The sequence below is a fragment of the Inhella sp. genome (genome assembly GCF_041912635.1).
GTDB lineage: Bacteria > Pseudomonadota > Gammaproteobacteria > Burkholderiales > Burkholderiaceae_C > Inhella.
The window spans coordinates 1-19,902 of sequence record NZ_JAYRMO010000033.1 but is presented as its reverse complement, the minus strand read 5'-3'; the positions used below and the strand labels follow the sequence as shown (position 1 = coordinate 19,902).

At 70.6% G+C, this 19,902-nt stretch carries 15 protein-coding genes; 4 read left to right on the top strand and 11 right to left on the bottom strand.

Annotated features, from left to right (window positions below; genetic code table 11):
- The first annotated feature begins 168 nt into the window (after nucleotides 1-168).
- Together ACE3QP_RS17390 and ACE3QP_RS17385 are read left to right on the top strand one after the other, a co-directional pair.
- Nucleotides 169-1,578, top strand: coding sequence for a hypothetical protein (locus ACE3QP_RS17390; RefSeq protein WP_374437753.1), 1,410 nt, complete (start codon nucleotides 169-171; stop codon nucleotides 1,576-1,578).
- Complete coding sequence (locus ACE3QP_RS17385; protein ID WP_374437752.1) at nucleotides 1,568-3,469, top strand: sensor histidine kinase; 1,902 nt, start codon at nucleotides 1,568-1,570, stop codon at nucleotides 3,467-3,469. Before ACE3QP_RS17390 ends, ACE3QP_RS17385 begins: the two co-directional genes overlap by 11 nt.
- Here ACE3QP_RS17385 and ACE3QP_RS17380 read toward each other — a convergent pair whose 3' ends face one another.
- The 4 genes from ACE3QP_RS17380 to ACE3QP_RS17365 all read right to left on the bottom strand — a co-directional run bounded on the left by ACE3QP_RS17380 (nucleotide 3,470) and on the right by ACE3QP_RS17365 (nucleotide 9,133).
- Nucleotides 3,470-4,807, bottom strand: coding sequence for a TolC family protein (locus ACE3QP_RS17380; RefSeq protein WP_374437751.1), 1,338 nt, complete (start codon nucleotides 4,805-4,807; stop codon nucleotides 3,470-3,472). It lies immediately after the preceding gene.
- Nucleotides 4,808-4,811: 4 nt separating this feature from the next.
- Nucleotides 4,812-6,902 (bottom strand): ATP-binding cassette domain-containing protein, encoded by a 2,091-nt coding sequence (locus ACE3QP_RS17375; protein ID WP_374437750.1) that lies wholly within the window; start codon nucleotides 6,900-6,902, stop codon nucleotides 4,812-4,814.
- Nucleotide 6,903: 1 nt separating this feature from the next.
- Nucleotides 6,904-8,112: an efflux RND transporter periplasmic adaptor subunit gene (locus tag ACE3QP_RS17370; RefSeq protein WP_374437749.1), complete on the bottom strand. Its 1,209-nt coding sequence runs from the start codon at nucleotides 8,110-8,112 to the stop codon at nucleotides 6,904-6,906.
- A gap of 139 nt (nucleotides 8,113-8,251) precedes the next feature.
- Entirely contained in the window at nucleotides 8,252-9,133 is an 882-nt protein-coding gene (locus tag ACE3QP_RS17365; protein WP_374437748.1) for a LysR family transcriptional regulator, read from the bottom strand.
- A 99-nt stretch (nucleotides 9,134-9,232) separates the two neighbouring features.
- On the opposite strand from ACE3QP_RS17365, the gene hppD reads away from it, so the two are divergent.
- Both hppD and ACE3QP_RS17355 read left to right on the top strand, forming a co-directional pair.
- A complete protein-coding gene (gene hppD, locus ACE3QP_RS17360; protein WP_374437747.1) occupies nucleotides 9,233-10,270 on the top strand; it encodes a 4-hydroxyphenylpyruvate dioxygenase in 1,038 nt (345 codons plus the stop codon).
- A complete protein-coding gene (locus ACE3QP_RS17355) occupies nucleotides 10,267-10,809 on the top strand; it encodes a VOC family protein (protein WP_374437746.1) in 543 nt (180 codons plus the stop codon). Before hppD ends, ACE3QP_RS17355 begins: the two co-directional genes overlap by 4 nt.
- Here the strand turns inward: ACE3QP_RS17355 and ACE3QP_RS17350 are convergent.
- The 7 genes from ACE3QP_RS17350 to ACE3QP_RS17320 form a co-directional block, all read right to left on the bottom strand.
- On the bottom strand, nucleotides 10,797-11,918 hold the full coding sequence (locus tag ACE3QP_RS17350) for a Wadjet anti-phage system protein JetD domain-containing protein (protein ID WP_374437745.1): 1,122 nt from the start codon (nucleotides 11,916-11,918) through the stop codon (nucleotides 10,797-10,799). The genes ACE3QP_RS17355 and ACE3QP_RS17350 overlap by 13 nt on opposite strands.
- Nucleotides 11,911-15,513, bottom strand: a complete 3,603-nt coding sequence (locus ACE3QP_RS17345; protein WP_374437744.1) for an SbcC/MukB-like Walker B domain-containing protein — start codon at nucleotides 15,511-15,513, stop codon at nucleotides 11,911-11,913. Before ACE3QP_RS17345 ends, ACE3QP_RS17350 begins: the two co-directional genes overlap by 8 nt.
- Nucleotides 15,510-16,154, bottom strand: coding sequence for a DUF4194 domain-containing protein (locus ACE3QP_RS17340; RefSeq protein ID WP_374437743.1), 645 nt, complete (start codon nucleotides 16,152-16,154; stop codon nucleotides 15,510-15,512). Before ACE3QP_RS17340 ends, ACE3QP_RS17345 begins: the two co-directional genes overlap by 4 nt.
- Before the next feature lie 10 nt (nucleotides 16,155-16,164).
- Nucleotides 16,165-17,577 (bottom strand): Wadjet anti-phage system protein JetA family protein, encoded by a 1,413-nt coding sequence (locus tag ACE3QP_RS17335; protein WP_374437742.1) that lies wholly within the window; start codon nucleotides 17,575-17,577, stop codon nucleotides 16,165-16,167.
- Nucleotides 17,578-17,599: 22 nt separating this feature from the next.
- Nucleotides 17,600-18,247, bottom strand: coding sequence for a DUF4276 family protein (locus tag ACE3QP_RS17330; RefSeq protein ID WP_374437741.1), 648 nt, complete (start codon nucleotides 18,245-18,247; stop codon nucleotides 17,600-17,602).
- A 3-nt stretch (nucleotides 18,248-18,250) separates the two neighbouring features.
- Entirely contained in the window at nucleotides 18,251-19,483 is a 1,233-nt protein-coding gene (locus ACE3QP_RS17325; protein WP_374437740.1) for an AAA family ATPase, read from the bottom strand.
- Nucleotides 19,484-19,645: 162 nt separating this feature from the next.
- Complete coding sequence (locus ACE3QP_RS17320) at nucleotides 19,646-19,876, bottom strand: helix-turn-helix domain-containing protein (protein ID WP_374437739.1); 231 nt, start codon at nucleotides 19,874-19,876, stop codon at nucleotides 19,646-19,648.
- Between the last annotated feature and the right edge of the window lie 26 nt (nucleotides 19,877-19,902).

Here is a 19,902-nt window from a genome sequence, read left to right as displayed (position 1 = left end):
CCCGGGGCCGCGCCGGGTATTCAAGCGCAAGCGCGGCCGTTGTGGGGGGATGCCACCACCCGCCTTGGGGCATCCGTAAGAAGGAGCTCAGCTGTCCGCCAAGGGGCTGCCAGCCACGGGCAGGCGCGCGTGCCAAGCGCGCCGCCGCGGCGCAGAATCGATCGGGCCATGGAGTCCGCCCCCGCGCTTCCCACCGCTCCGGCCGAGCTACCGGCCTGGCTGGCCGCGCAGCGCAGCGCCTACCGGCTGGCACCGGAGCGTGCCGCCGAGCTGCTGACGGCGGCGCTGAGTCTGGCCCAGGGGGCGCTGGCCGGCCCCGCGCTGGCGGCCTGGGTTGGCACCCTGGCGCTGGAGTTGCGCAGTCCGCTGCGCGCGCAAGCCCTGCTGGTGGCAGCCCTGGCCGAGCCCGGGCTGGGCGATCAGGACCGGGCCCTGCTTGAAGCCTTGGCCGCGCGCGCCGACATTCAGGCCCAGCGCCTGGATGCCGCACGCGAGCGCCTGCAGCGCGCCCTGCTGGCCGCTGAGCCGGGCAGCCTGGCCCAGGGCCTGGCGCTGGGCGGCAGTGCCCAGCTCGCCTACCGCGAAGGCGCGGCGGCGGCGGCCGTGGTGCAGGCGCGCCAGGCCCTGGCCCTGCTGGCCGGCCTGGAATGGGAAGGGCCCTGGGTGCAGCTGCACGCCTTGCTGGCCCTGGCGCAGCGCGAGCTGGGCGATGCCGAGGGCCGGCAGGCCAGCCTGCAGCGCGGCTGCGCGCTGGCTCTGGCGCAGCAGCGCTGGGGCGAGGCCGCGCTGCTCACCACCGGCCTGTTTGACCTGGCGCTCGAACAGGGCCAGCCGCAGCAGGCCGAGCAGGCCCTGCAGCAGGCCAGTGACTACGCGGCGCGCGAGCCCGGCGGCGCCGAGGCCCCGGGCCATGCCATGGTGGTGTTCAGCCGCGCGCGCTGGCTGGCGGCCCGGGGCGATTACGCCGCCGCCTGTGCGGGCCTGCGCGAGGCCCTGAGCCAGCAGCGCCACCGCCTCGCCGCCCATGATCTGGCGGACCGGCTCAACCAACTGGCCGACTGGCTGGTGCTGGCGGAACAACCGACCGAGGCCCTGGCGGCGGCACGCGAGGCCCAGCAGCTCCAGCTCCTGCACGACGCACGCGCCGGGCGCCGGCATCTGGACCTGCTGCGCCAGCAATCGGACATCGAGCGCGCCGAGCAGGAACGCGCCGCCAGCGAGACCCGCGTGTTGGCCCTGGAGCGCCACCACGCCGATCTGGCCGCCACCCTGGCGCGCCAGCGCGCGCTGCACGACGAGCTGGTGGAGGCGCGCAAGCTGGCCGGCCTGGGCCAGCTGCTGATCGGCCTGGCGGGTCGGCTGGAGGCGCCCCTGCAGCGCGCCCGCCAGCAGCTTGAGGCCGGGCAGGCCAGCGACGAGGCGCTGCTGGACTCGGTGCGCCTGGGCGCGGGCGTCAGCCGCCGTGCCCTGCAGCAGGGCCTGCAGCAGACCCTGGCCGGCTGCCAGCGCGCGCAGCGCGAGCTTGAGCAGGCGCTGGCCGAGGTGTCCAACTACCAGAGCCTGCGCGATGAGGTCTGACGCGGCGGGTGCGCAAGCCGGCTCGGCGCCCTGGCTGGACGCCCAGCAGGAGCGCTACTACGAGGCCCCCGAGCGGGCGGGCGAGCTTTGGAACGAGCTGCTGCCGACCTTCCTGGCCCTGCCCGAGGCCCCGCCGAAGCACTGGCCGGTGGTGGCCTTTGCCCTGCTGCTCTGCCAGCTGGGCTACGAGCGGCGCCAGCTGCCCCCGCTGGAGCCCGTGCTGGCGCGCGCCCTGGCCTGGTGCGAGGCCGGGCGCGAGCCCGAGCTGCTGCCGCGCCTGCTCTGCGTCTCGGCCCGGCTGCAGGTGGTGGCGCAGGAGTTCGAACGCGCGGCCGAGCTGCTGCAGCGCGCCGGCAGCCTGCTGGCCGCGCAGACCGTGCCCGACCCGCTGAGCCAGGGCCTGCTGCTCGGCGCCCTGGGTCAGCTGACCCTGCTGCAGGGCGAGCCCGAACGCGCACTGGGCTACGCGCGCCAGGCCCTGCCTCTGTACCGCGCCATGGGCTACCGCGGGCCCTGGGTGCAGGTGTATGCGGCCCAGGCCATCGCGCTGCGCAGCTTGGGCCGGCAGGCGGAGCGGCGCGCGGTCCTGCTCGAAGGCATCACCGAATCTTGCGCGCAGCGGCGCTGGAGCGAGGCTGCCAACCTGGCCACGGGCCTCATCGACATGGCGCTCGAGCAGGGCGATCTGCCGGCGGCCTGGGCGGCGCTGGAGCAGGGCGAGGCGCTGGCGGCCCAGGCCGACCAGGACCCGGCCACGCCCTGCCACCGCATCCTGCGCTTCAGCCGGGCGCGCTGCCTGGCGCAGGCCGGCCAGGCCGAGGCCGCCTGCGCGCTGGTTGAGCCGGTGCTGGACGACGCGCTGCGCTTCGGCGGCCCGACCGAGCTGCTGCGCCGCCTGGACGATCTGGCCGATTGGCAGGCGCAGTCGGGTCGCGGCGCCGCGGCCCTGACCCACAGCCGGCGCGCGCACGCGATGCGCCTGCACATGGCGCGCGAGGCGCAGGAGCGCAGCGGCCTGGCCCTGCGCCAGCAGGTGGAGTTGGAGCACACCGAGCGCGAGCGCCAATGGCACCGCCAGCGCGCCGACGAGGCCGCGCGCCAGAGCGCCGCCCTGCAGGAAGCGCTGGACCAGCTGCAGGCCCTGCAGGAGGAATTGGCCCGCTACAGCCGCGCCGCCAGCCTGGGCCCGCTGCTGGCCGGCGTGGCCCACGAGCTCAACACCCCGCTGGGCACCGCGCTCACCGCGCTCTCGCACGCCGGCATGCTGGCGCAGGAGCTGATGGCCTGGATCGAGGCCGAGCGCCTGCAGCGGCCGCGTCTGCTGGCGCGCCTGGGCGAGCTGGCCGAGGCCCAGGCCCTGGCCCGGCGCGGCCTGGAGCGCGCGCTGGCTCTGACGGCCAGCTACCGCCCGGCCCGCCACGACGGCGCCGCCGGCGCGCCCCTGGCCGCGCTGGTGGAGCGGGCCTGGGCGCGCGCGCTCTCACCCACCAGCTGCCTGCGCCTGCAGCTGCAGGACGGCGTAGGCGCGCCGCTGTGGCCAAGCCAGGCGCTGGAGGAGGTGCTGGTGCAGCTGTTCCAGAACGTCGAGCGCCATGCCTATGCGCCGGGCGAGCCCGGCCTGGTGCGCGTGCAGGCCGCCGCCCAGCCCACCGCGCATGCCCTGCTGGCGGTCGAGGACCTGGGCTGCGGCATCGCCCCCGATCTGTTGCCTCATGTGTTCGAGCCCTACGTCAGCACCCAGTTCGGGCGCGGCCGCAGCGGCCTGGGCCTCTTCATCGCCGAAGCCGCGGTGCGCCAGCAGCTGGGCGGTCGCCTGCGCGTGCACAGCCGGCCGGGGCAGGGCACGCGCTTCGAGATCGAGTGCCCGCTCGGCGCGGCTGCGGCGGACTGATCAGGCGCTTGCCAAGGCCTTGTGCAAGGCCGCCTGGTTCAGCCAGGCGCGCAGGCGCAGGCGGATGCCTTCCTGTTCGGCGGCCAGTGCCGCATTGCGGGCCTGCAGCCAGTCGGCGCGGGCAATCGCGCCCACTTCGAAGCGCAGCTGCGCCAGCTGGGCGGTGCGGCGGGCTTCCTGCAGGCGCGCGGCATTGGCCTGTTCCTGGGCCTGCAGCTCGCGCTCCTCGGCAGCCAGGCCTTCCACCTCCACCAGGGCCTTGTGCAGGCTGTCGCGCAGGGCCAGGGCGCTGCTTTCCACCTCGGTCAGCGCGCCCTGGCGCTGCAGTTCCAGGCGGCGCCAGTCCACCAGGGGCACCACCAGGTTCGCGGCCAGGCTGGCCAGCGGGTTGCGCAGCCAGTCGCCGGCGTCGCTGCCGCCGGTGCCCAGGCCCAGGGTGAAGCTCAGGCGTGGGTAGCGCGCGGCCTCGCTACTGCGCTGGCGCGCCAGCGCGGCGTCCACGGCCAGGCGGGCGCGCTGCACGTCGGGGCGGCGGGCCAGGGCCTGTTCGGGGGCCGGCGGCAGCCAGCGCGGAGGGGCGGCGTCGGGCAGGCGGGCGGTGGCGGGCAGGGCGGGCTCGGTCTGATCAAGCAGCAGGCCCAGGGCCAGGCGGTGCTGGCTGCGTTCGCGCTCCAACTGGGCCTGGCGCGAGCGCAGGGCCTGCAGGGTGGCGGCGTTCTTGTCCACCTCGATGGGCAGCAGCTTTCCTTCGCGCACGCGCTGGCGCGTCAGCTCCACCACCTGCTCGGCGCCCTGCAGTTGCTCGGCAATCAGGGGCTCTTCGAGTGCCAGCGCGGCCAGGCTCCAGTAGCGCTCGGCCACCTGGGCGCGGATCAGCAGCTTGGCGGCGGCGATGTCGGTGCGCGCGCTTTCAGCCTCGGCCAGTTGGGCCCGCTCGGCCTGGGCCAGGCGCTGCCACAGATCCAGCTCGTAGCCCAGGCCGGCGCTCAGGCCGTAGCTGCGCGAAGTCGGGCCGTGCTCGATCAGGCGCGAGCGCGAGGCGTCCAGGCTCAGGCTGGGCGTGGGCTGGCGATCCAGCGCGGCGCCTTGGGTCTGCAGCTCGGCGCGGCGCCAGCGCAGCACGGCCTGGGCGATGTCGCGGTTGGCGGCCAGAGCCTGCGCCTGCAGCTGCGTCAGCGCGGGGTCGATCAGGCCGGCCCAGTCCGCCGGGGCCGCCTGACCTTCGAACTGCTGCCATTGCGCCGGCATGGCGGTGCTGGCCTGCGGGGCGGCGGGCGGGGTGATGCTGCAGGCGCTGAGAGCCAGCGCCGCAGCCGCGGCGATCAAGTGCTTGTTCATGTTCTTACTCCCGGGCCAGGGCATCGACAGGGCTGAGTGCCGCTGCACGTCTTGCCGGCAAGGTGCCAAAGATCAGGCCAACCAGGCTGGAGACCGCGAAGGCCACGCCCAGCGCCGCCCAGCTCACCTCCACCTTCAGGTCGCTCTGCGCGGCGTTGATGCCCTGCGCGCCCAGCCAGCTCAGCAGCACGCCCACCAGGCCGCCCAGGCAGCACAGCAGCACGGCCTCGACGAGGAACTGCAGGCGCACATCGCGCTGGCGTGCGCCCACGGCCATGCGGATGCCGATCTCGCGGGTGCGCTCGCTCACCGACACCAGCATGATGTTCATCACGCCCACGCCACCCACCAGCAGGGAGATGGCGCCCACGCCGGCAAACAGCAGCGCCATCGCGCCGGTGACCTGCTGGAACTTCTGGAACTCCTCTTCCGCGCTCCAGGTGCCGAAGTCTTGGGCGCCGTGCAGCGCGCGCATGCGGTACTCGATGTGGCGCAGCACCTCGGCCGGCGGCACCGTGAAGTCGAGCAGCACGTTGAACTGGTCGGCGTCGGTGCGCAGGTCCAGCTTGCGGGCAAAGGCGGTGTGCGGCACGAACACCTGGCCGAGCCAGGAGCCGAAGTTCACCAGGCCGCCGGTGTCGGGTTTGACGACGCCAATGATGGTGACGGGCAGGGCCACGCCCACGGGTGGTGGTGTCATCGGCCCGCCCTGGGCCACCGCGGCCATCGGGTCGCCGCCCATGCCGGCCATGGGGTTGATGAGCAGGGTGCGGCCCACCGGGTTCTCGCCCGGCTTGAAGAGGTTGTTGCGCGCCTTCTCGTCGATCAGCGCCACCTGGGCCGCGCTGTTGAAGTCGTGCGGCTGGAAGACGCGGCCGGCGTCGAGCTTGAGCTTGCGCATCGCCAGGGTGTCGGCCTCGGCGCCGAGCACGGTGACCATGCTGTCGCGCGCGCCGTGGCGCGCCGTCATCTGCGCCTCGCGTTCGGTGGTGACGGCCTTGACGCCGTTGAGCGCCCGGATGGAGGCCATGTCCGACGCCGTGAAGGCCTTGGCCTGCTGGCCCGGCGGCAGATTGGGGTTGCCGCGCCAGACCATGATGCGGCCGGACATGAAGCCGCTGACGTCCTTTTCGATGCTGCCGCGCGCCGCGGTGGTCAGCGCCAGGATGGACACCACGGCGGCGATGCCGATGCTGATGCCCAGCATGGAGAGCGCGGTGCGCAGGCGGTTGCCCTTGAGCGACTGCACGCCCGAGGCGAAGGCCTCGCGCCACTGCGCCTGCAGGCGCCGCCACCACGAGGCCGGCGGCAGCGGCTGGCTGTCCTCGGTCTGTGGCGGCTGGTGCGTGGCGGGGGTGCCGTTGTCGCGGATCACCTTGCCGTCCTTCAGCTCGATGACGCGGCGCGCATGCGCGGCGACCTGATGGTCGTGCGTGACGAGGATGATGGTGTGGCCGCGCTCGTTCAGCTCGCGCAGCAGCTTGAGCATCTCGGCGCCGGAGGCGGAGTCGAGCGCGCCGGTGGGTTCGTCGGCCAGGATGATCTGGCCGCCATTCATCAGCGAGCGGGCGATGGAGACGCGCTGCTGCTGCCCGCCTGACAGCTCGTTGGGCTTGTGGTGCAGACGCTCGCCCAGGCCCAGGCGTTCCAGCAGGGCCTGCGCGCGGCTGCTGCGCTCGGCCTGGCTGGCGCCGGCATACACGGCGGGCAGGGCAGCGTTGGCGCGGGCATCCAGATGCGGCAGCAGGTGGTAGCGCTGGAAGATGAAGCCGAAGCGCTCTCGCCGCAGCGCGGCCAGCTCATCGGGGCCGAAGTGGCTGGCGTCCTGACCGTCGATGAGGAACTGGCCCTCGGTCGGGTTGTCCAGGCAGCCCAGCACGTTCATCAGCGTGCTCTTGCCCGAGCCGGATTGGCCGATCACGGCCACGAACTCGCCCGCTTCGATGGCCAGGGTCACGCCGTCGAGCGCGCGCACCTCGATGTCGCCGAGCTTGTAGTGGCGGCCGATGGCGCGCAGCTCGATCAGCGGCGGGGCCGTGCGGCGGCCGTGCTCCGGCGCGTGCGCGGCGGAGGGCACCAGAAGATCGCGTGCCATGTCAGCTCTTCGCGGCGGCACTGGCAGCGGCGCTGGCGGCCGATTCCGGCGGCGGCGGGGCCAGCAGCACCTTCTCGCCCACCTTCAGGCCGTCGAGCACCTGCACGCGGCCACCGTCCTGCAGACCGGTGCGGATCTTGCGCTCCTTGTGCTGAGGGGTCTTCTTGGCGTCCTTGCCGTCCTTGGCCGGGGCTTCCAGCACCTGCACGGCGAAGCGGCCTTCGTCGTCGCGGGCGCCCAGCGCCACCACGGGAATGGCCAGCACCTGCTTGGCGCTGCCGGTCTCGATGTTGACCTGCACCGTCATGTCGGACAGCAGCTTGCGCTCCTTGTTCGGCACCTCGAACAGCACGTTGTAGAAGACCGCGTTGCCGGCGCGCTCGGGCACCGGCTGGATGACGCGCACCGTGCCTTCGAAGCGCTGCGCCTCGCCGGACAAGGTGACGAAGCGCGCCTTCTGGCCCACCTTGACGCTCCCAATGTCGGCCTCGGGCACGCGGGTGCGCACGGTGATCTCGTCCATGTTCGCCAGCGTCACCATCACCGGGGTGATCTGGATGGCGATGACGGTCTGGCCTTCCTGCACCGGCAGGTTCACCACCGTGCCATCCATCGGCGCGGTGATGGAGGTGTGACCCAGCGAGAGCCGGCGCTTGTCCAGTTCCGCCTGCAGGCGTTTGAGGCTGGCGGTTTGGCCGCGCAGGTCGGCCTCGAGCTTGGTCAGCTCCACCTCGGCGCGCTCGGCCTCGGTGGCGGCGGTGGCCTCGCCCTTGAGCAGGCGGCGCTGGCGCTCCACTTCGGCGCGGGTCAGCTTCAGCTCGGCCTGACGCGCCTCGATCAACGCGGCCTGCTGGGCCACCGCCGCTTCGGCCTGCGCCACCTCGCTGCGCGCCAGCTCGGGGTCCAGGCTGACCAGCAGCTCGCCCTTCTTCACCTGCTGGCCCAGCTGCACATGGATCTTCTGCACCTGGCCGCTGACCTGCGCGCCCACATCCACCTTGACGCGCGGCTGCAGCACACCGGCGGCCTGCACGGTCTGGGTGATGTCGGCCAGCGCGGCCGCACCGCTGGGCGGCGGCTCGGGTGGCGCGGGCGGGTTCAGCGTGCGGTAGCCGGCGTAGGCACCGCCGGCCATCAGCACCAGGGCGATGCGCATGGGCCAGGTCTTGAGGGAGAGGCGCTGGCGCCAGGTCTTGTTCTGAGTGGCCATGGGTGGGAGCAGAAGGAGTGATGGACAGCGGGGGCGGAATGTAGCGAGCCGCCCAGCCTGAGCAGCTCCTTCTTGCGACGGGCTGCAGCCCTGCACGACCGAATGCGCGCCGCGAGCCGACAGGCCGATGCATCGGGGCTCAGGGGCTCAGCAACTCCACCAACCTTTGCGCCGCCCGCCCTAGCGGCTTGTCCAGCCGCTGCACCAGCCAGGGTGTGAAGCGGTAGCGCGAGCCGCCCTCGTAGGGCAGCTCGGCGAGTTCACCGCGCGCCAGCTGCTCGTCCACCAGGTAGCGCGGCATCCAGCCAAAGCCCATGCCCATCAGCAGGGCCTGGCGCTTGGCCACGAAGCCGGAGAGAAAGAACACGCGCTCGCCGCCGAACATCTGGCGGTCTTCGTTGCCGGCGCCGCTGTTCTTGTCCGAGCTGCGCACGGTGAGCTCCACATGGGCGTGCAGATCGGCCAGCCGGGCCGGGCGCCCCAGCTGCAACAGCGGGTGCTGCGGGGCCACGCAGAGCAGGCATTCCAGCTCGGGCAAGGCCAGTGCGCGGCACTGTGCGTGGGGGCGGTAGTCCTTGGCGATCATCAGGTCCGCGCCTTCCTGCTCGAAGCAGCGCTGCACGCCGCCCAGGAACTCGATCTTGAGCTGCACGCGTGTCGGCACGCCTTCATCAGCCAAGGTCTTCAGTGCTTGCAGGCTGTCCGCCAGGGGCAGGATGCCGTCCACCACCAGCAGCAGGCGTGCCTCCCAGCCACTGGCCAGCTGCTGGGCCAGGGCGTCGAGCTGGTGGGCCTGCTGCAGCAGGCGGCGGCCTTCCGCCAGCACGGCCTCGCCTTCGGGCGTCAGGCGCAGGCGGTAGCCGCTGCGGTCGATCAGGCTCAGGCCCAGCTGCTCCTCCAGGCGCTTGACCTGGTAGCTCACCGCCGAGCTGACCTTGTGCAAGGCCTGCGCCGCGCCGGCCACGCTGCCGGTTCGCACCAGGGCGTCCAGCGCCGCCAAACCCTCCAAATCCCACCGCATGTTCTAAATTTCGGAAATTGATTCGCAAAGAAATTCGCTTTTCCAGAATTTAAGGCCTTAGAAGAATCAGGGTCATTCGCTTCTTCCCTGGGTCTTGCGATGAGCACCTTCAACCCCTGCGGCCTGCGCGGCATCGAGTTCACCGAGTTCTGCGGTCCGGATCTGGACCACCTCGAATCCCTGTTCTGGGCCTTCGGCTTTTCCAAGCTGCGTCGCCACCCGGAAAAGGCGATCCACTACTTCCGCCAGAACGACATCCACTTCCTGCTCAATGGCGAGCGCGGCGGCCACTCGGCCGAGTTCGCCAAGCGCCACGGCCCGTCCATCAGCGCCATGGGCTGGCGCTGTGACGACGCCCAAGCCGCGCTGCAGGCGGCGGTGGCGCGCGGTGCGGTGGCCGTGCCGGCCGAGATGAAGGACCACCCTTGGCCCGCGGTGTGGGGCATTGGCGAGAGCCTGATCTATTTCATCGAGACCCCAAGCACAGGCCAGCCCTCGGTCTACGAGCGTGAGTTCGTGGCGCTGGACCAGCCGCTGATCCAGGTCGACAAGGGCTTCAAGGTGGTGGACCACCTGACCAACAACGTGCCCCCGGGCGAGCAGCAGCGCTGGGCCGAGTTTTACAAGGGCATCTTCGGCTTCACCGAGGTGCGCTACTTCGACATCCAGGGCGTCAAGACCGGCCTGACCAGCTACGCGCTGCGCTCGCCGGACGGCAGCTTCTGCATCCCCATCAACCAGCCCAAGGACGACAAGGACCAGATCGCCGAGTACCTGCGCGAATACCGGGGCCCGGGCGTGCAGCACCTGGCCTTCCTGACGGACGACATCCTGGCCTCGCTGGATGCCCTGGAGGGCAGCCCGATCGAAACGCTCGACATCGACCCCGACTACTACCGCGAGGTGTTCGAGCGCGTGCCCGGCGTGCGCGAGGACCACGCCCGCATCCAGCAGCACCAGGTGCTGGTGGATGGCGACGAGGGCGGCTACCTGCTGCAGATCTTCACCAAGAACCTGATCGGGCCGATCTTCATCGAGATCATCCAGCGCGCCGACCACCTGGGCTTTGGCGAGGGCAACTTCGGCGCGCTGTTCCGATCTTTGGAGAAGGATCAGGAAAAGCGAGGAGTTCTGTGATGTTGCAAGGCATTCACCACGCCGCCTACCGCTGCCGCGACGCGCAGGAAACCGTGGCCTTCTACAAGCAGGCGCTAGACATGGACCTGCTGCTGGCGATTTCCGAAGACCGCGTGCCCAGCACCAAGGCGCCGGACCCCTATATGCACATCTTTCTGGACGCCGGCCGCGGCAATGTGCTGGCCTTCTTCGAGTTGCCCAACAGCCCGGCCATGGGGCGTGACGAAGCCACGCCGGCCTGGGTGCAGCACATCGCCTTCCAGGTGGCGGACCTGGACGCGCTGGCCCAGGCCAAGACGAAGCTGGAGGCGATGGGCCTGGACGTGGTGGGCCCTACCAACCACGCCATCTTTCAGTCCATCTACTTCCACGACCCCAACGGCCACCGCATCGAACTGGCGGCCAATACCGTCAAGCCGGGCGATCTGGAGCGCCTGCGCGAGGTGGCGCCAGCCATGATGGAGGAGTGGGGGCGGACCAAGCGCACGGTGAAGCAGGCGGCCTGGCTGCACGAGCAGGAGTTCGCTCAGGCGAAGTGAGCGGGCGTGAGTGCCTCCTGGTCCAGAAAGCGGCCACAGCGGCGCAACAAGGGCAGCAGCTCCGTGTCGGCCAGCGCGCAGCCGGTGGTGCCCGGGTCGGCCTGCTGCTGCTTGTCGGCCCATTCCGGCGCATGTCCGTCGCCGGCCTCCAGCAAGTCGGCCAGGGCGCGGTAGCCGGGGACCCAGGCCTGCGCCTGTGGGAACAGCTCGCGCAGCCGGCGCAGGATGTCCAACCCGGCGTAGTCCAAATCACCGAAAAAGCACACCGGCAGCTCCGCCCGCTCGAACAGCCAGCGCTGCACCAGGCCCAGCTGCGGCGCCGTGCTGCCGGCGCGCAGATAGAGCCGGCAGCCGGCCGGCTCGCGCAAGCGCCGGGCGCTGCCCTTGAAGCCGGCGGCGTAGAGCAGCAGGGCGTGCTGCCAGGCCGCACCGCGCGCATCGGCCAGGGCCTCGAAGCTGGTCAGGTTCTCAACGAACAGCGCGTACTCGACGCGCGCCGGGCAGTCGATCAGCAGCTGGATTGGCGCCTCGCTGAACTGGCCGGGCTGGGCGCCGAGCAGAAGCAGCAGTTCCTCGCGCGCGTCCAGCAGCTTGGAGCGCCCCTGGAACACGCGTGCGGACAGTTCGCGCAAGGGCATGCGCTGGGCACTCTGGCAGATTTGCGCCAGCTGCTGCAAGCTGTCCCAGGCGTGTTCGGGAGGCAGTGGCTGCAGCGCCGCCAGCGGATTGCGTGCCAGGTACTGGCGCAGGGCCTCGGGCGCGCCGCGTTCCTGCAGCAGGGCCTGCCAGCGCGCTGCCCAGCGGCTGGCCTGGGGCTGGTAGCCCGCCCAGGCGGCCAGGGCGTCGAAATCTTGCAGCGCCAGCTGCGGCTTGCGCTCGGCCAGGTCGGCAAATTCGCGCGCTGGCGCGAGCTGCAGCCGCCACCAGCCGCGTCGCTCCAGTTCCTGCAGCTGCAGCCACCAGCGCGCGCGCTCCTCGGCATCGGTATGGCCGTGCAGCTCCGGCGCCATGCGGGCGTCGAGCCGCAGGCGCGCCGCCGGCTTGCCCTCGGCCTTGGCCAGCAGCGCCAACGCAATGCGGCGCTGGAAGGGGCTGGGGGTCTCAGTCATTGGCGGCCTCGAAGGCCGCCCGGGCGGCGCTGCGGGCCTGCTCGGCATGCTGTTCCCACAGCGCCGCCAGGGCCTGGCGGTGCAGGGTCTTCTCCTGCGCCTCGCTGACGAACAGGGTCTGACCCTCGCGTTCGGCGCGCAGTTTGGAGAACGTGTACTCCTGGTCGAACTCGGGCTTGACGGCGCCGGACTTGGCGGTGGGCATGGCCACGATGAGCTGCAGGCCCAGGGTCTGCGAAAGAAAGCGCAGCACGGCGCGTGAGCGCGCCTCGTCCATCTTCGAAAAGGCTTCGTCGCTGAGCATCAGGCGCAGTGCCGGGGCCTCGCGGCGTTCGCGCCCGAAGTGCCCCAGCGCATGCGCCAGCACGGCGGCGCGCACCACGTAGAAGGGCGTTTCCAGCTCGCCGCCCGAGCCGGTGCCCCAGGTGGAAAGCCGCGTGCTGCCCACCGCGTTGCTGCGCACGATGTCGTAGCGGCGGTAGTTGCGGAAGTCGGCCAGCTCCTTGAGCGAGCGTTCGCTGGCGCCCTGGTCGTTGGCCAGCAGCAGGCGCCGCAGTTCGGCGGCGGTGGCGCGTTGCTCATCCGTCAGCTGCTCGGCCTCGAAGATCGAGCTGCGCCCGTGTTCCAGCCCATCCACGCAGGCCTCGACGGCCTCGAAGAACTCGTACACCTTTTGCAGCCGCGGCACCCAGTCCCATTCGAGCTTGAAGCGGTCGGTGCCGAACTGGATCTCGCTTAGGTGCCGGTTCAGGCGCTGCAGGGTGGCCGCGCCCTGGCGCACGTCGTCGCGCAGCTTGAAGCAGAAATTGCTGGTGAACACATGGTTGAACTGCTGCTCTGCATCGCGCAGCTGGCGGGTGTTGTCGGCCAGGCCCAGGCCGCGCTGACGCTCGATCTGCTGCGCGCAGGCGCGCAGCGCCAGGAACACCGGCGGCAGCAGTTCTTCCAGGCGTTCGTAGCTGCGCGGCGGGTCGCTCCAGGCAAAGCGCTCGGTATCGTCACGCGCGCCGCTCAGGTAGGCGCCGACCGCCTGGGCCAGCGCCACCATCTGCGGGCGCAGCCGGCCCTGCAGCACATTGATGCGCTCGCGCAGCGCGGCCGCGCTGGCTTCCAGCGCCAGGGCCTGGGCTTCAGCCAACAGCTGCGCGCCGCTGGCCAGCTCGGGCAGGGCGGCGGCATAGCGCTCGATCCAGCGCTGGGCGCTGGCGGCATCGGCCTCGCGCTGCGGCAGCTCGGCGCCCAGGCGTTCGGCGCGTTCGCGCTGCGTGGCCAGTTCGCTGTGCAAGGCGCCTTGCTCGCGCAGGGCCCCCTCTAACTCAGCGCGCAGCTGCTGCTGGGCCTGCTTCTGCAAGGCCTGCTGATCGAGCAGGGCTTGCACATCGCTCAGGTCCAGGGTGCGCAGGGCCTGGCTGGCATGGGCGTGCTGCAGCTGGCTTTCCAGCACCGCCAGTAGCAGGGGCGTGAGCGGCGTGAAGACAGCGCCGGCAAACATCTGCGCCACGGCGCGCAGCGACTGGGCCAGCGCGCGGTCGGCCCGCAGGGCGGCGTCCAGGCGCTCCAGTTCGGCCTCGCACCAGGCACGGCGGCGCTGGCGGGCCGCCGCGCCAAAGGCCAGCTCGGTGTCGGGCAGCTGGCAGCTGAACATGCCGTAGCCGCGGCTGCCCAGGCCGGCCTTCATCAGGCCTTGGGGCGTGCGGGCCAGTTCGTCCTCGCTCTCGACCTTGCGCACCCGGCCGTACTGCGCCAGCAGGAAGGCGTTAGCCACCGGGTGGCTGCACTGCAGCTCGTGCAGCACGGCGCGGGCTTCCAGGCTGCGGCCCTCGGTGTCTTCCAGCGCCTTGCGGCCCTGCACCACCTTGGGCGAGCGCTGCGGAAAGGCCTGCTTGACGAGACGCGCGGCGCGCGCCTCACAGCCGGCCTCGACGATCAGCGCAAAGCGGTCGCCGCCCATATAGGCCTCGATGGGCCCCTGCCACTCGCTGCCGGGCCGGGGCTGCACCAGCTGCGCCAGCAGATGCGGGTGTGCCTGCGGCAGCGCCTGTTCGATCAAGGCCAGCGCCTGGTGCGCTTCGCGCGGCCCGGGCGCGCGGCCGGCCTGCAGCTGGCTCAGTTCCTGGGCGCGCTGTTCGCGTTCGACGGTGTGAAGCTGCACACGCTGCGCCACGGCGGCCTGGGTCTGTACCAGGCCGTCCTGCAGCGCGACGCGAATGCCGGCTTCCAGCTCCGCCAGCGCCTGGTCAAAGTCCTCCAGCTCGAAGGCCGGCAGCTCTTGGTCCAGCTGGGCGGGGCGGCGGTAGGCCTGGCGCAGCGCCGCCCAGGGCTTCAGCACCGCTTGGGCGGCGGGGCGCAGCGCCTGAACGGCGGCCTGCAGCTCGGGCACCGAGCCCAGCTCCAGCGCCAGCAATTGCTGCAGCTGCGCCACCATGCCCTCCAGCCCATGGACGGCGGCCTGCACATGCGACCAATGCAGACGAAAGGCGTCGGCCTGCACCTCGATCTGGTGCTCCAGGCGCTGCTTCTCGCGCGCCACCTCGTGGCCGGCCAGCTGGGTCTGCAGCAGCAGGGCCTGCTGCTGCAGCTGCTCCTCGCGGGCGCGCAGCGAATCGAGCTGCCGGGCCAATTGCCCATCGCCCCGGCTCAGGCGTTCGACGTGGCGCTGCGCCACGCCCAACTCGTCCGCGCAGTCCTGCCGCGCACGCAGGGCCTGGGCCAGCTGGCTCAGCACAAAGCGGCGCGCCTCGTCCAGCAGCTCCTGGGCGCATTCCTGAGCGTGTTCCAGGCGTTCCAGGTTCAGGGCCAGGCGCTCGGCCTCGGCCTTCAGGCCGGCGATGGCGCGCATCAGCTCGCGCATGCGGTCGAGGTCGCGGCTGAAATCGTGCGGCTCCAGGATTTCGTCGCGCACCAGCTCGTTGACGTTGCCCAGTTCCTTGTAGGCCATGGCCTTGACCAGGGACTTGGCGGCGCGCGTGGCTTCCATCTCGCCCACGGCGGTCTTGCCCATCAGCGCGCCGTACAGATGCTGCAAATAGCTGTCCTTGGCCTCGAAGCGCTGCACGCCCTGCGGCCCCAACTGCAGGCGGTGCTGCAATTGCACATACAGCTCTTTCAGCGGCAGCGGCGCCACGGCCTCGGCCTGCGCCGGGTCTTGCGCAAGATGGGCCAGCGCCAGCGGCCTGCGCAGCAGGAAGAACAGCGGGCTGCGCAGCAGCTTGGCGGCGCGGCCCTCTGCCTCGGCCTCCACCCCCACCAGGGCGCTGAAGGGTTCCGCCTTTTCCTCGCCCTGCGGCTCGAACACCAGCGCGCAGTAGCTGGTGCTGCGGCGGCGCAGGAACACGCCATCGGCCTGCTGGCCCAGCGCATAGGCGGCCAAGGTGCGCGGCTCCTTGCCACCGCGCCGGCCCTGGGTCGATTCGTCCTGGCCGACGTTGAACTGCACCAGATGCTGGTGGGCGGCGGTCAGCAGGGTCTGGATGGCGTCCAGCAGGGTGGACTTGCCCGAGCCGGACTCACCGGTCAGCAGCACGCGCTCGGCCAGCGGCCATTCGCGGTCCTCCAGCCCGCCCCAGTGCCAGGTGATGAGCTTGGCAATCCTCATCGGGCCACCTGGCGCAAGGCGTCTTCCAGCGCCTCGTCGCTGACAAAGCTCAGCACCGGGCGCAGCACCGCCAGGCCCATCTCCATCTGGCCGGCGCTCTCGTCCTCTACGAAGTGCAGCAGGCGCTGCTTGCGCAGTTCGCGCAGCAGGTTCAGGCGTTCGGTCGCCGAGCTGGGCAGGCGGTGCGCCAGCAGGGTCACCAGGGTCTGTGAGAGCTCTTCCAAGCTCAGCGCCAGGCGCTCATCCACCAGAGCGCGGCGGCCGGTCAGGGCCTCGGTGTACAGAAAGCGCAGGGCCAGCGCGCTGGCCACGAAGTCGCGCGAGAGGCGGGCGCGCAATCGCTTGACGCCGTCCTCCTCGTCGGCCCCGCCGGCCTCGCCCGGCGGGTAGAGGCGGAACAGGCGCGCGTCCAGGTCATGGATCAGCACAAAGCCCATGCAGGCAAACCATTCGCGCAGCAGGGCTTCGACGCGCACCAGCTCGTCATACAGCGCGGCCTCGGGGCGCGAGTGCTCCCGCCAGACCACGCCGGCCGCGAGCAGGCGCCCGCACAGCTCAGCAAAGCGGCCGGGCTGCAGTGCGCCGCCGCTCTCGTCGGCCAGGCGTTGTTCCAGCCAGTGGTGCAGGGATTGCAGCTGCATGGGTCGTGGATCAGGGGGGCTTCAGGCTCAACAGGTAGTCGTCGGCGTCGAAGTAGGGCGTCTGCAGGCGGGTGCCGCTGCGCCGGGCGTCCAGCAGCTCGCGCCCCTCGGCCGAGCGCGCCGCGCCCACGGCGTGCAGCAGCTGCAAGGCATCGCCCGCATGGCGCAGCGGCAGCTCGGACAGGCGCAGCGTTCCGTTCAGCGCCAGCAGCTGCGGCAGCATGGTGCTCAGCAGGGCCTGGTCGCTGAGCGCGAAGGCTTCCGACTCGGCGCGGCGCAGCAGAGCGTCGAGCCGGCTGGCCGAGTCGACCCGGGCCGGCGGCAGGGCCGCGGCGGCCTCGGGTTCGCGCGGGCTCCAGCGCAGCGTGCCGCCCAGCAGGCGCAGCTCGCTCGGCGCAAGGCGCCGCGCCAAGGCGTCCAGCAGGGCCTGGCGCTGCGGCTCCTCGCGCTCCTTCAGCCAGGCCAGGCTGCGGCCGAGCGCCGAATCGGCACCGTAGTCCAGCGAGAGCGCCTGGCGCAGCAGGCTGGTGAAGCGGCGCACGTAGTTGTGCATCTCGGCGCGCAGCATCGGCAGCTTCAGGTTGCAGGCCGCTTCGACCATGGCCTCGATGCGGTCGGCCAGCCAGAGCAGCGCGCTGCGGCCCTGCAGCTCGGCCTCCAGCCAGGGGGCACGCTGCAGCAGATAGGCGTCCGTCTGCTGCCGCTCGGCGAGGGAGAGCTCACGCAGGGCCTGCACGGCCTCGGCAATGGCGCCGCGATGGCGCTCGGCCGAATCGGCCACCAGGCGCACCGCGTACTCGCGTGCGAAACGGGTCTCGATGAATTCGTTGAACTCGCTCCAGGCCAGCTTCTGCTCCAGGGCCTCGCGGGTCAGGTGCTGGATCAGCGATCGGAAGTACTCGATGTCGTCCTGCAGGTCCTGCACCACGCGGGCGGCGAACTCATGCGCGTCGAGCAGTTCATCGACATCGCGCGTGGCCTGAAAGGCCGCCAGGGCCTTGCGTGCCGAGCGCATATTGCGCTGTCGCGTCTTGGCACGCGAATCGTCCAGCTGCGCCAGGGTTTCGCTGAAGGCGCGGCCGGCGCGCGTCAGCTTCAGCGTCGGCTGCAGGTCAATCGGGTCGCGATAGTCCTCCAGCCAGCCATGGTCTTTGAGCTTGCGCAGCAGCTCGCTGGCGTAGCTGCGCTCCTCCTGCGCCGGTACGGCGGCACCCGGTTCGAAGGCCAGCGCGCGCAGCTCGGGCTGGGCCAGGCATTGCTGGATCAGCTCCAGCACCCGCTCGCGCGTCAGCACCTGGGCGTAGTCGGCCTGGGCGCCGTGCACGGACTCATGCAGACGCCGCAGCACGGCGGCACAAAGTTCGCGGTTGTCGTGCGTGAGCGGGCGAAAGAACTGTTCGCGCGGGGGGATGAAGAACTGCATCGCCGCGCTCGGTCGAACGGAGTCAGGCGACCAGCTGTCGCAGGCCATCGCGCAGCCGGCAGAAGCTGGGGGACTGGTTGCGCTCGACATCCATCAGCGGCCCGATGGCGGCGGCCCAATCGTGTTTCAGCTGTCCGGGCAAGGGCCAGCCCGCCTTCTTGAGCGCAACGGATCCTGCAGGATGGATGGCGTCGGCCAGGCGTTCCCAGGTGCCGCAGACACCGTCCTGATCATAGGCAGCCAGGATCTTTCGCTTGGCGCGTGGGAAGGCGCTCAGCAGCGCTGTTCGGTCACCGAAGTACCAAGCCTCGACTTCTTCAACCGCAAGCCGGACCAGTACGGTCGGCGTGGCGCCGCAGGCCTTGGCCACCACCTCCAGCTCCGTTTGGAACTCGCGCCAGGGGCGCTGGTCGCTGTCCAACACGACCAGGACGGCGTCAACGCCTGAGTTCGGCTTGCCGTAGGCCCGCAGGAGGGCCGGCAGCTTGTCCAGCAGGCAGGCCGTGCCGGGGTCTGGCCGCGACTTGAGATTCGGCGGCAGACGACCGATGCCGCGATGGTCGTGAACGCGCCAGCGATGCGGGGCGTCGAACTCGCCGATGAGCTTGGGCAGCAGGATCTCCAGCAGCCTTGCCCCGGAGCTGTCCTCCACCAACACCTCAATGTGCATGGCTCAGTTGGTTTCGAGGTAGTTGCTGTACCAGAGACTGCCCAGCGGCAGGCCTTCGTCGACCAGGTTCTGCACCAGGGCCAGGTCGGAAGCGCGACGGATGGTCGAGAAGCCATCCGCTCCCTTGCCCAGGATCCAGACTTCCTTAGGCGACAGGGCGTCGACGAAGTAGGGCTGGTGCGTGGTGACGAAGATCTGCGGGGTTTGGACCTGGCCGGTGGCATGGCCGCGTAGTTCGCGCGCCAGCGAATCGAGCAGGCCGTGATACAGCCCGTTCTCAGGCTCTTCGATGCAGATGAAGGGTGGCGGCTCCGGGTCTTCCATCAGCAGCAGGTAGGCAAACATCTTCAGCGTGCCGTCCGACATCTGCCCTGCGTAGAAAGGGTCGGCGAAGGCGCCATCGTTGAACTGCAGCAGCACGCGTTTGTCCGGACTCTCGATGTGCCGAATGCTGTGCACGCCGGGGATTTTTTCGGCAATGCGTTTCAAGATCGAGTCGAAGCGTGCGCGGTGTTCGCGCTCCATGTACTGGACCACGTTGCCGATGTTGTCGCCATGGCTGTTGAGGTGCCGCTGCGCCCCGGCCGACGGAATGACCCGCGCCATGTCGGGATTGAAGTACGAGAGGTACCAGCCCTTCAGGAAGTCGCGGAAGCGACGGATGCGCGGGTGCTCTTTCAGTGTGCCCAGTGTGGCAATGCCCAAACGGCGCAGATCGGTGAGATCAACATCTTCCTGGGCGCGATCTTCCTCACCGGTGGCGCCCTCGACCGCCTCTTCGCCTGCCCAAACCGTTCCCTTGCCTTGGTCCAGGCGCAGGAAGGGGAAGGGCCGGCCATGCTTCGAGTTCTTGCGGCGCTGCTTAAGAACCTCGGACTGCACATAGGGCCGTCCGCTGCCATCGACATTGATCGCCAGTTCGTAGGTGATCGGCCGCTCGCCCTTGGCCTCGCGGTAGTAGATCTCGAACTGGATGGGTTCGTCCGTCCCCTGCGAGCGCATGCGCTCAAAGCCGCCGCGCTGCTTCATGTCGCAGGCGGCCTCCACATCGTGGGTCAGGCAGTCGGAGACGAAGCCAAAGGCGTCAAACAGGGTGCTCTTGCCGGCGCCGTTCTTGCCAATCACCACGGTAAACGGGGTCAGGGGCTCGCTGTTCTGCTGGGTCGAGAGCTTGCCCAGCGTCACGTCGCGCAGCGCGCGGTAATTGCGAACCCGAAAACCTTCGATCAGAGCCATGGTGTTCCGCCGTGGGGGATGGGCTGGAGCGTCAGACGTTAAAGTGAAAGATGGCCTTGGAAGTGCCATTGTTACTGGGTCTCGGCGCGGCTTTGCTCATTCCGTAGTCACTTTCGTATACATTTTTCGCGGACATCCCCATTCGGGTGGCCTTACCCGTGTTCACTTGGTCTGCTCCGCCAAGAGACCAAGCACGTCGGTCTCCAGGATCACGCCCAGCTTGCACAGGACCAGCAGGGACGGGTTGCCCACAGCGCGCTCGATCTGACTCACGTAGGTGCGATCCACATCGGCGCTCAGGGCGAGCGCCTCCTGCGACAAGCCACGCTTGCCCCGGAAGTCTTTCATGTTGCGCGCCAAGTCCTGACGCACTTGCTCGTAGTCTCGTCCCATCAACGCCGAGCATGGGCGTCATGAGA

Bases quoted from the DNA above. Each gene is read 5' to 3' on its own strand.
- ACE3QP_RS17390 (WP_374437753.1), top strand. From the start codon at position 169: ATGGAGTCCGCCCCCGCGCTTCCCACCGCTCCGGCCGAGCTACCGGCC.
- ACE3QP_RS17385 (WP_374437752.1), top strand. From the start codon at position 1,568: ATGAGGTCTGACGCGGCGGGTGCGCAAGCCGGCTCGGCGCCCTGGCTG.
- ACE3QP_RS17380 (WP_374437751.1), bottom strand. From the start codon at position 4,807: ATGAACAAGCACTTGATCGCCGCGGCTGCGGCGCTGGCTCTCAGCGCC.
- ACE3QP_RS17375 (WP_374437750.1), bottom strand. From the start codon at position 6,902: ATGGCACGCGATCTTCTGGTGCCCTCCGCCGCGCACGCGCCGGAGCAC.
- ACE3QP_RS17370 (WP_374437749.1), bottom strand. From the start codon at position 8,112: ATGGCCACTCAGAACAAGACCTGGCGCCAGCGCCTCTCCCTCAAGACC.
- ACE3QP_RS17365 (WP_374437748.1), bottom strand. From the start codon at position 9,133: ATGCGGTGGGATTTGGAGGGTTTGGCGGCGCTGGACGCCCTGGTGCGA.
- hppD (WP_374437747.1), top strand. From the start codon at position 9,233: ATGAGCACCTTCAACCCCTGCGGCCTGCGCGGCATCGAGTTCACCGAG.
- ACE3QP_RS17350 (WP_374437745.1), bottom strand. From the start codon at position 11,918: ATGACTGAGACCCCCAGCCCCTTCCAGCGCCGCATTGCGTTGGCGCTG.
- ACE3QP_RS17345 (WP_374437744.1), bottom strand. From the start codon at position 15,513: ATGAGGATTGCCAAGCTCATCACCTGGCACTGGGGCGGGCTGGAGGAC.
- ACE3QP_RS17340 (WP_374437743.1), bottom strand. From the start codon at position 16,154: ATGCAGCTGCAATCCCTGCACCACTGGCTGGAACAACGCCTGGCCGAC.
- ACE3QP_RS17335 (WP_374437742.1), bottom strand. From the start codon at position 17,577: ATGCAGTTCTTCATCCCCCCGCGCGAACAGTTCTTTCGCCCGCTCACG.
- ACE3QP_RS17330 (WP_374437741.1), bottom strand. From the start codon at position 18,247: ATGCACATTGAGGTGTTGGTGGAGGACAGCTCCGGGGCAAGGCTGCTG.
- ACE3QP_RS17325 (WP_374437740.1), bottom strand. From the start codon at position 19,483: ATGGCTCTGATCGAAGGTTTTCGGGTTCGCAATTACCGCGCGCTGCGC.
- ACE3QP_RS17320 (WP_374437739.1), bottom strand. From the start codon at position 19,876: ATGGGACGAGACTACGAGCAAGTGCGTCAGGACTTGGCGCGCAACATG.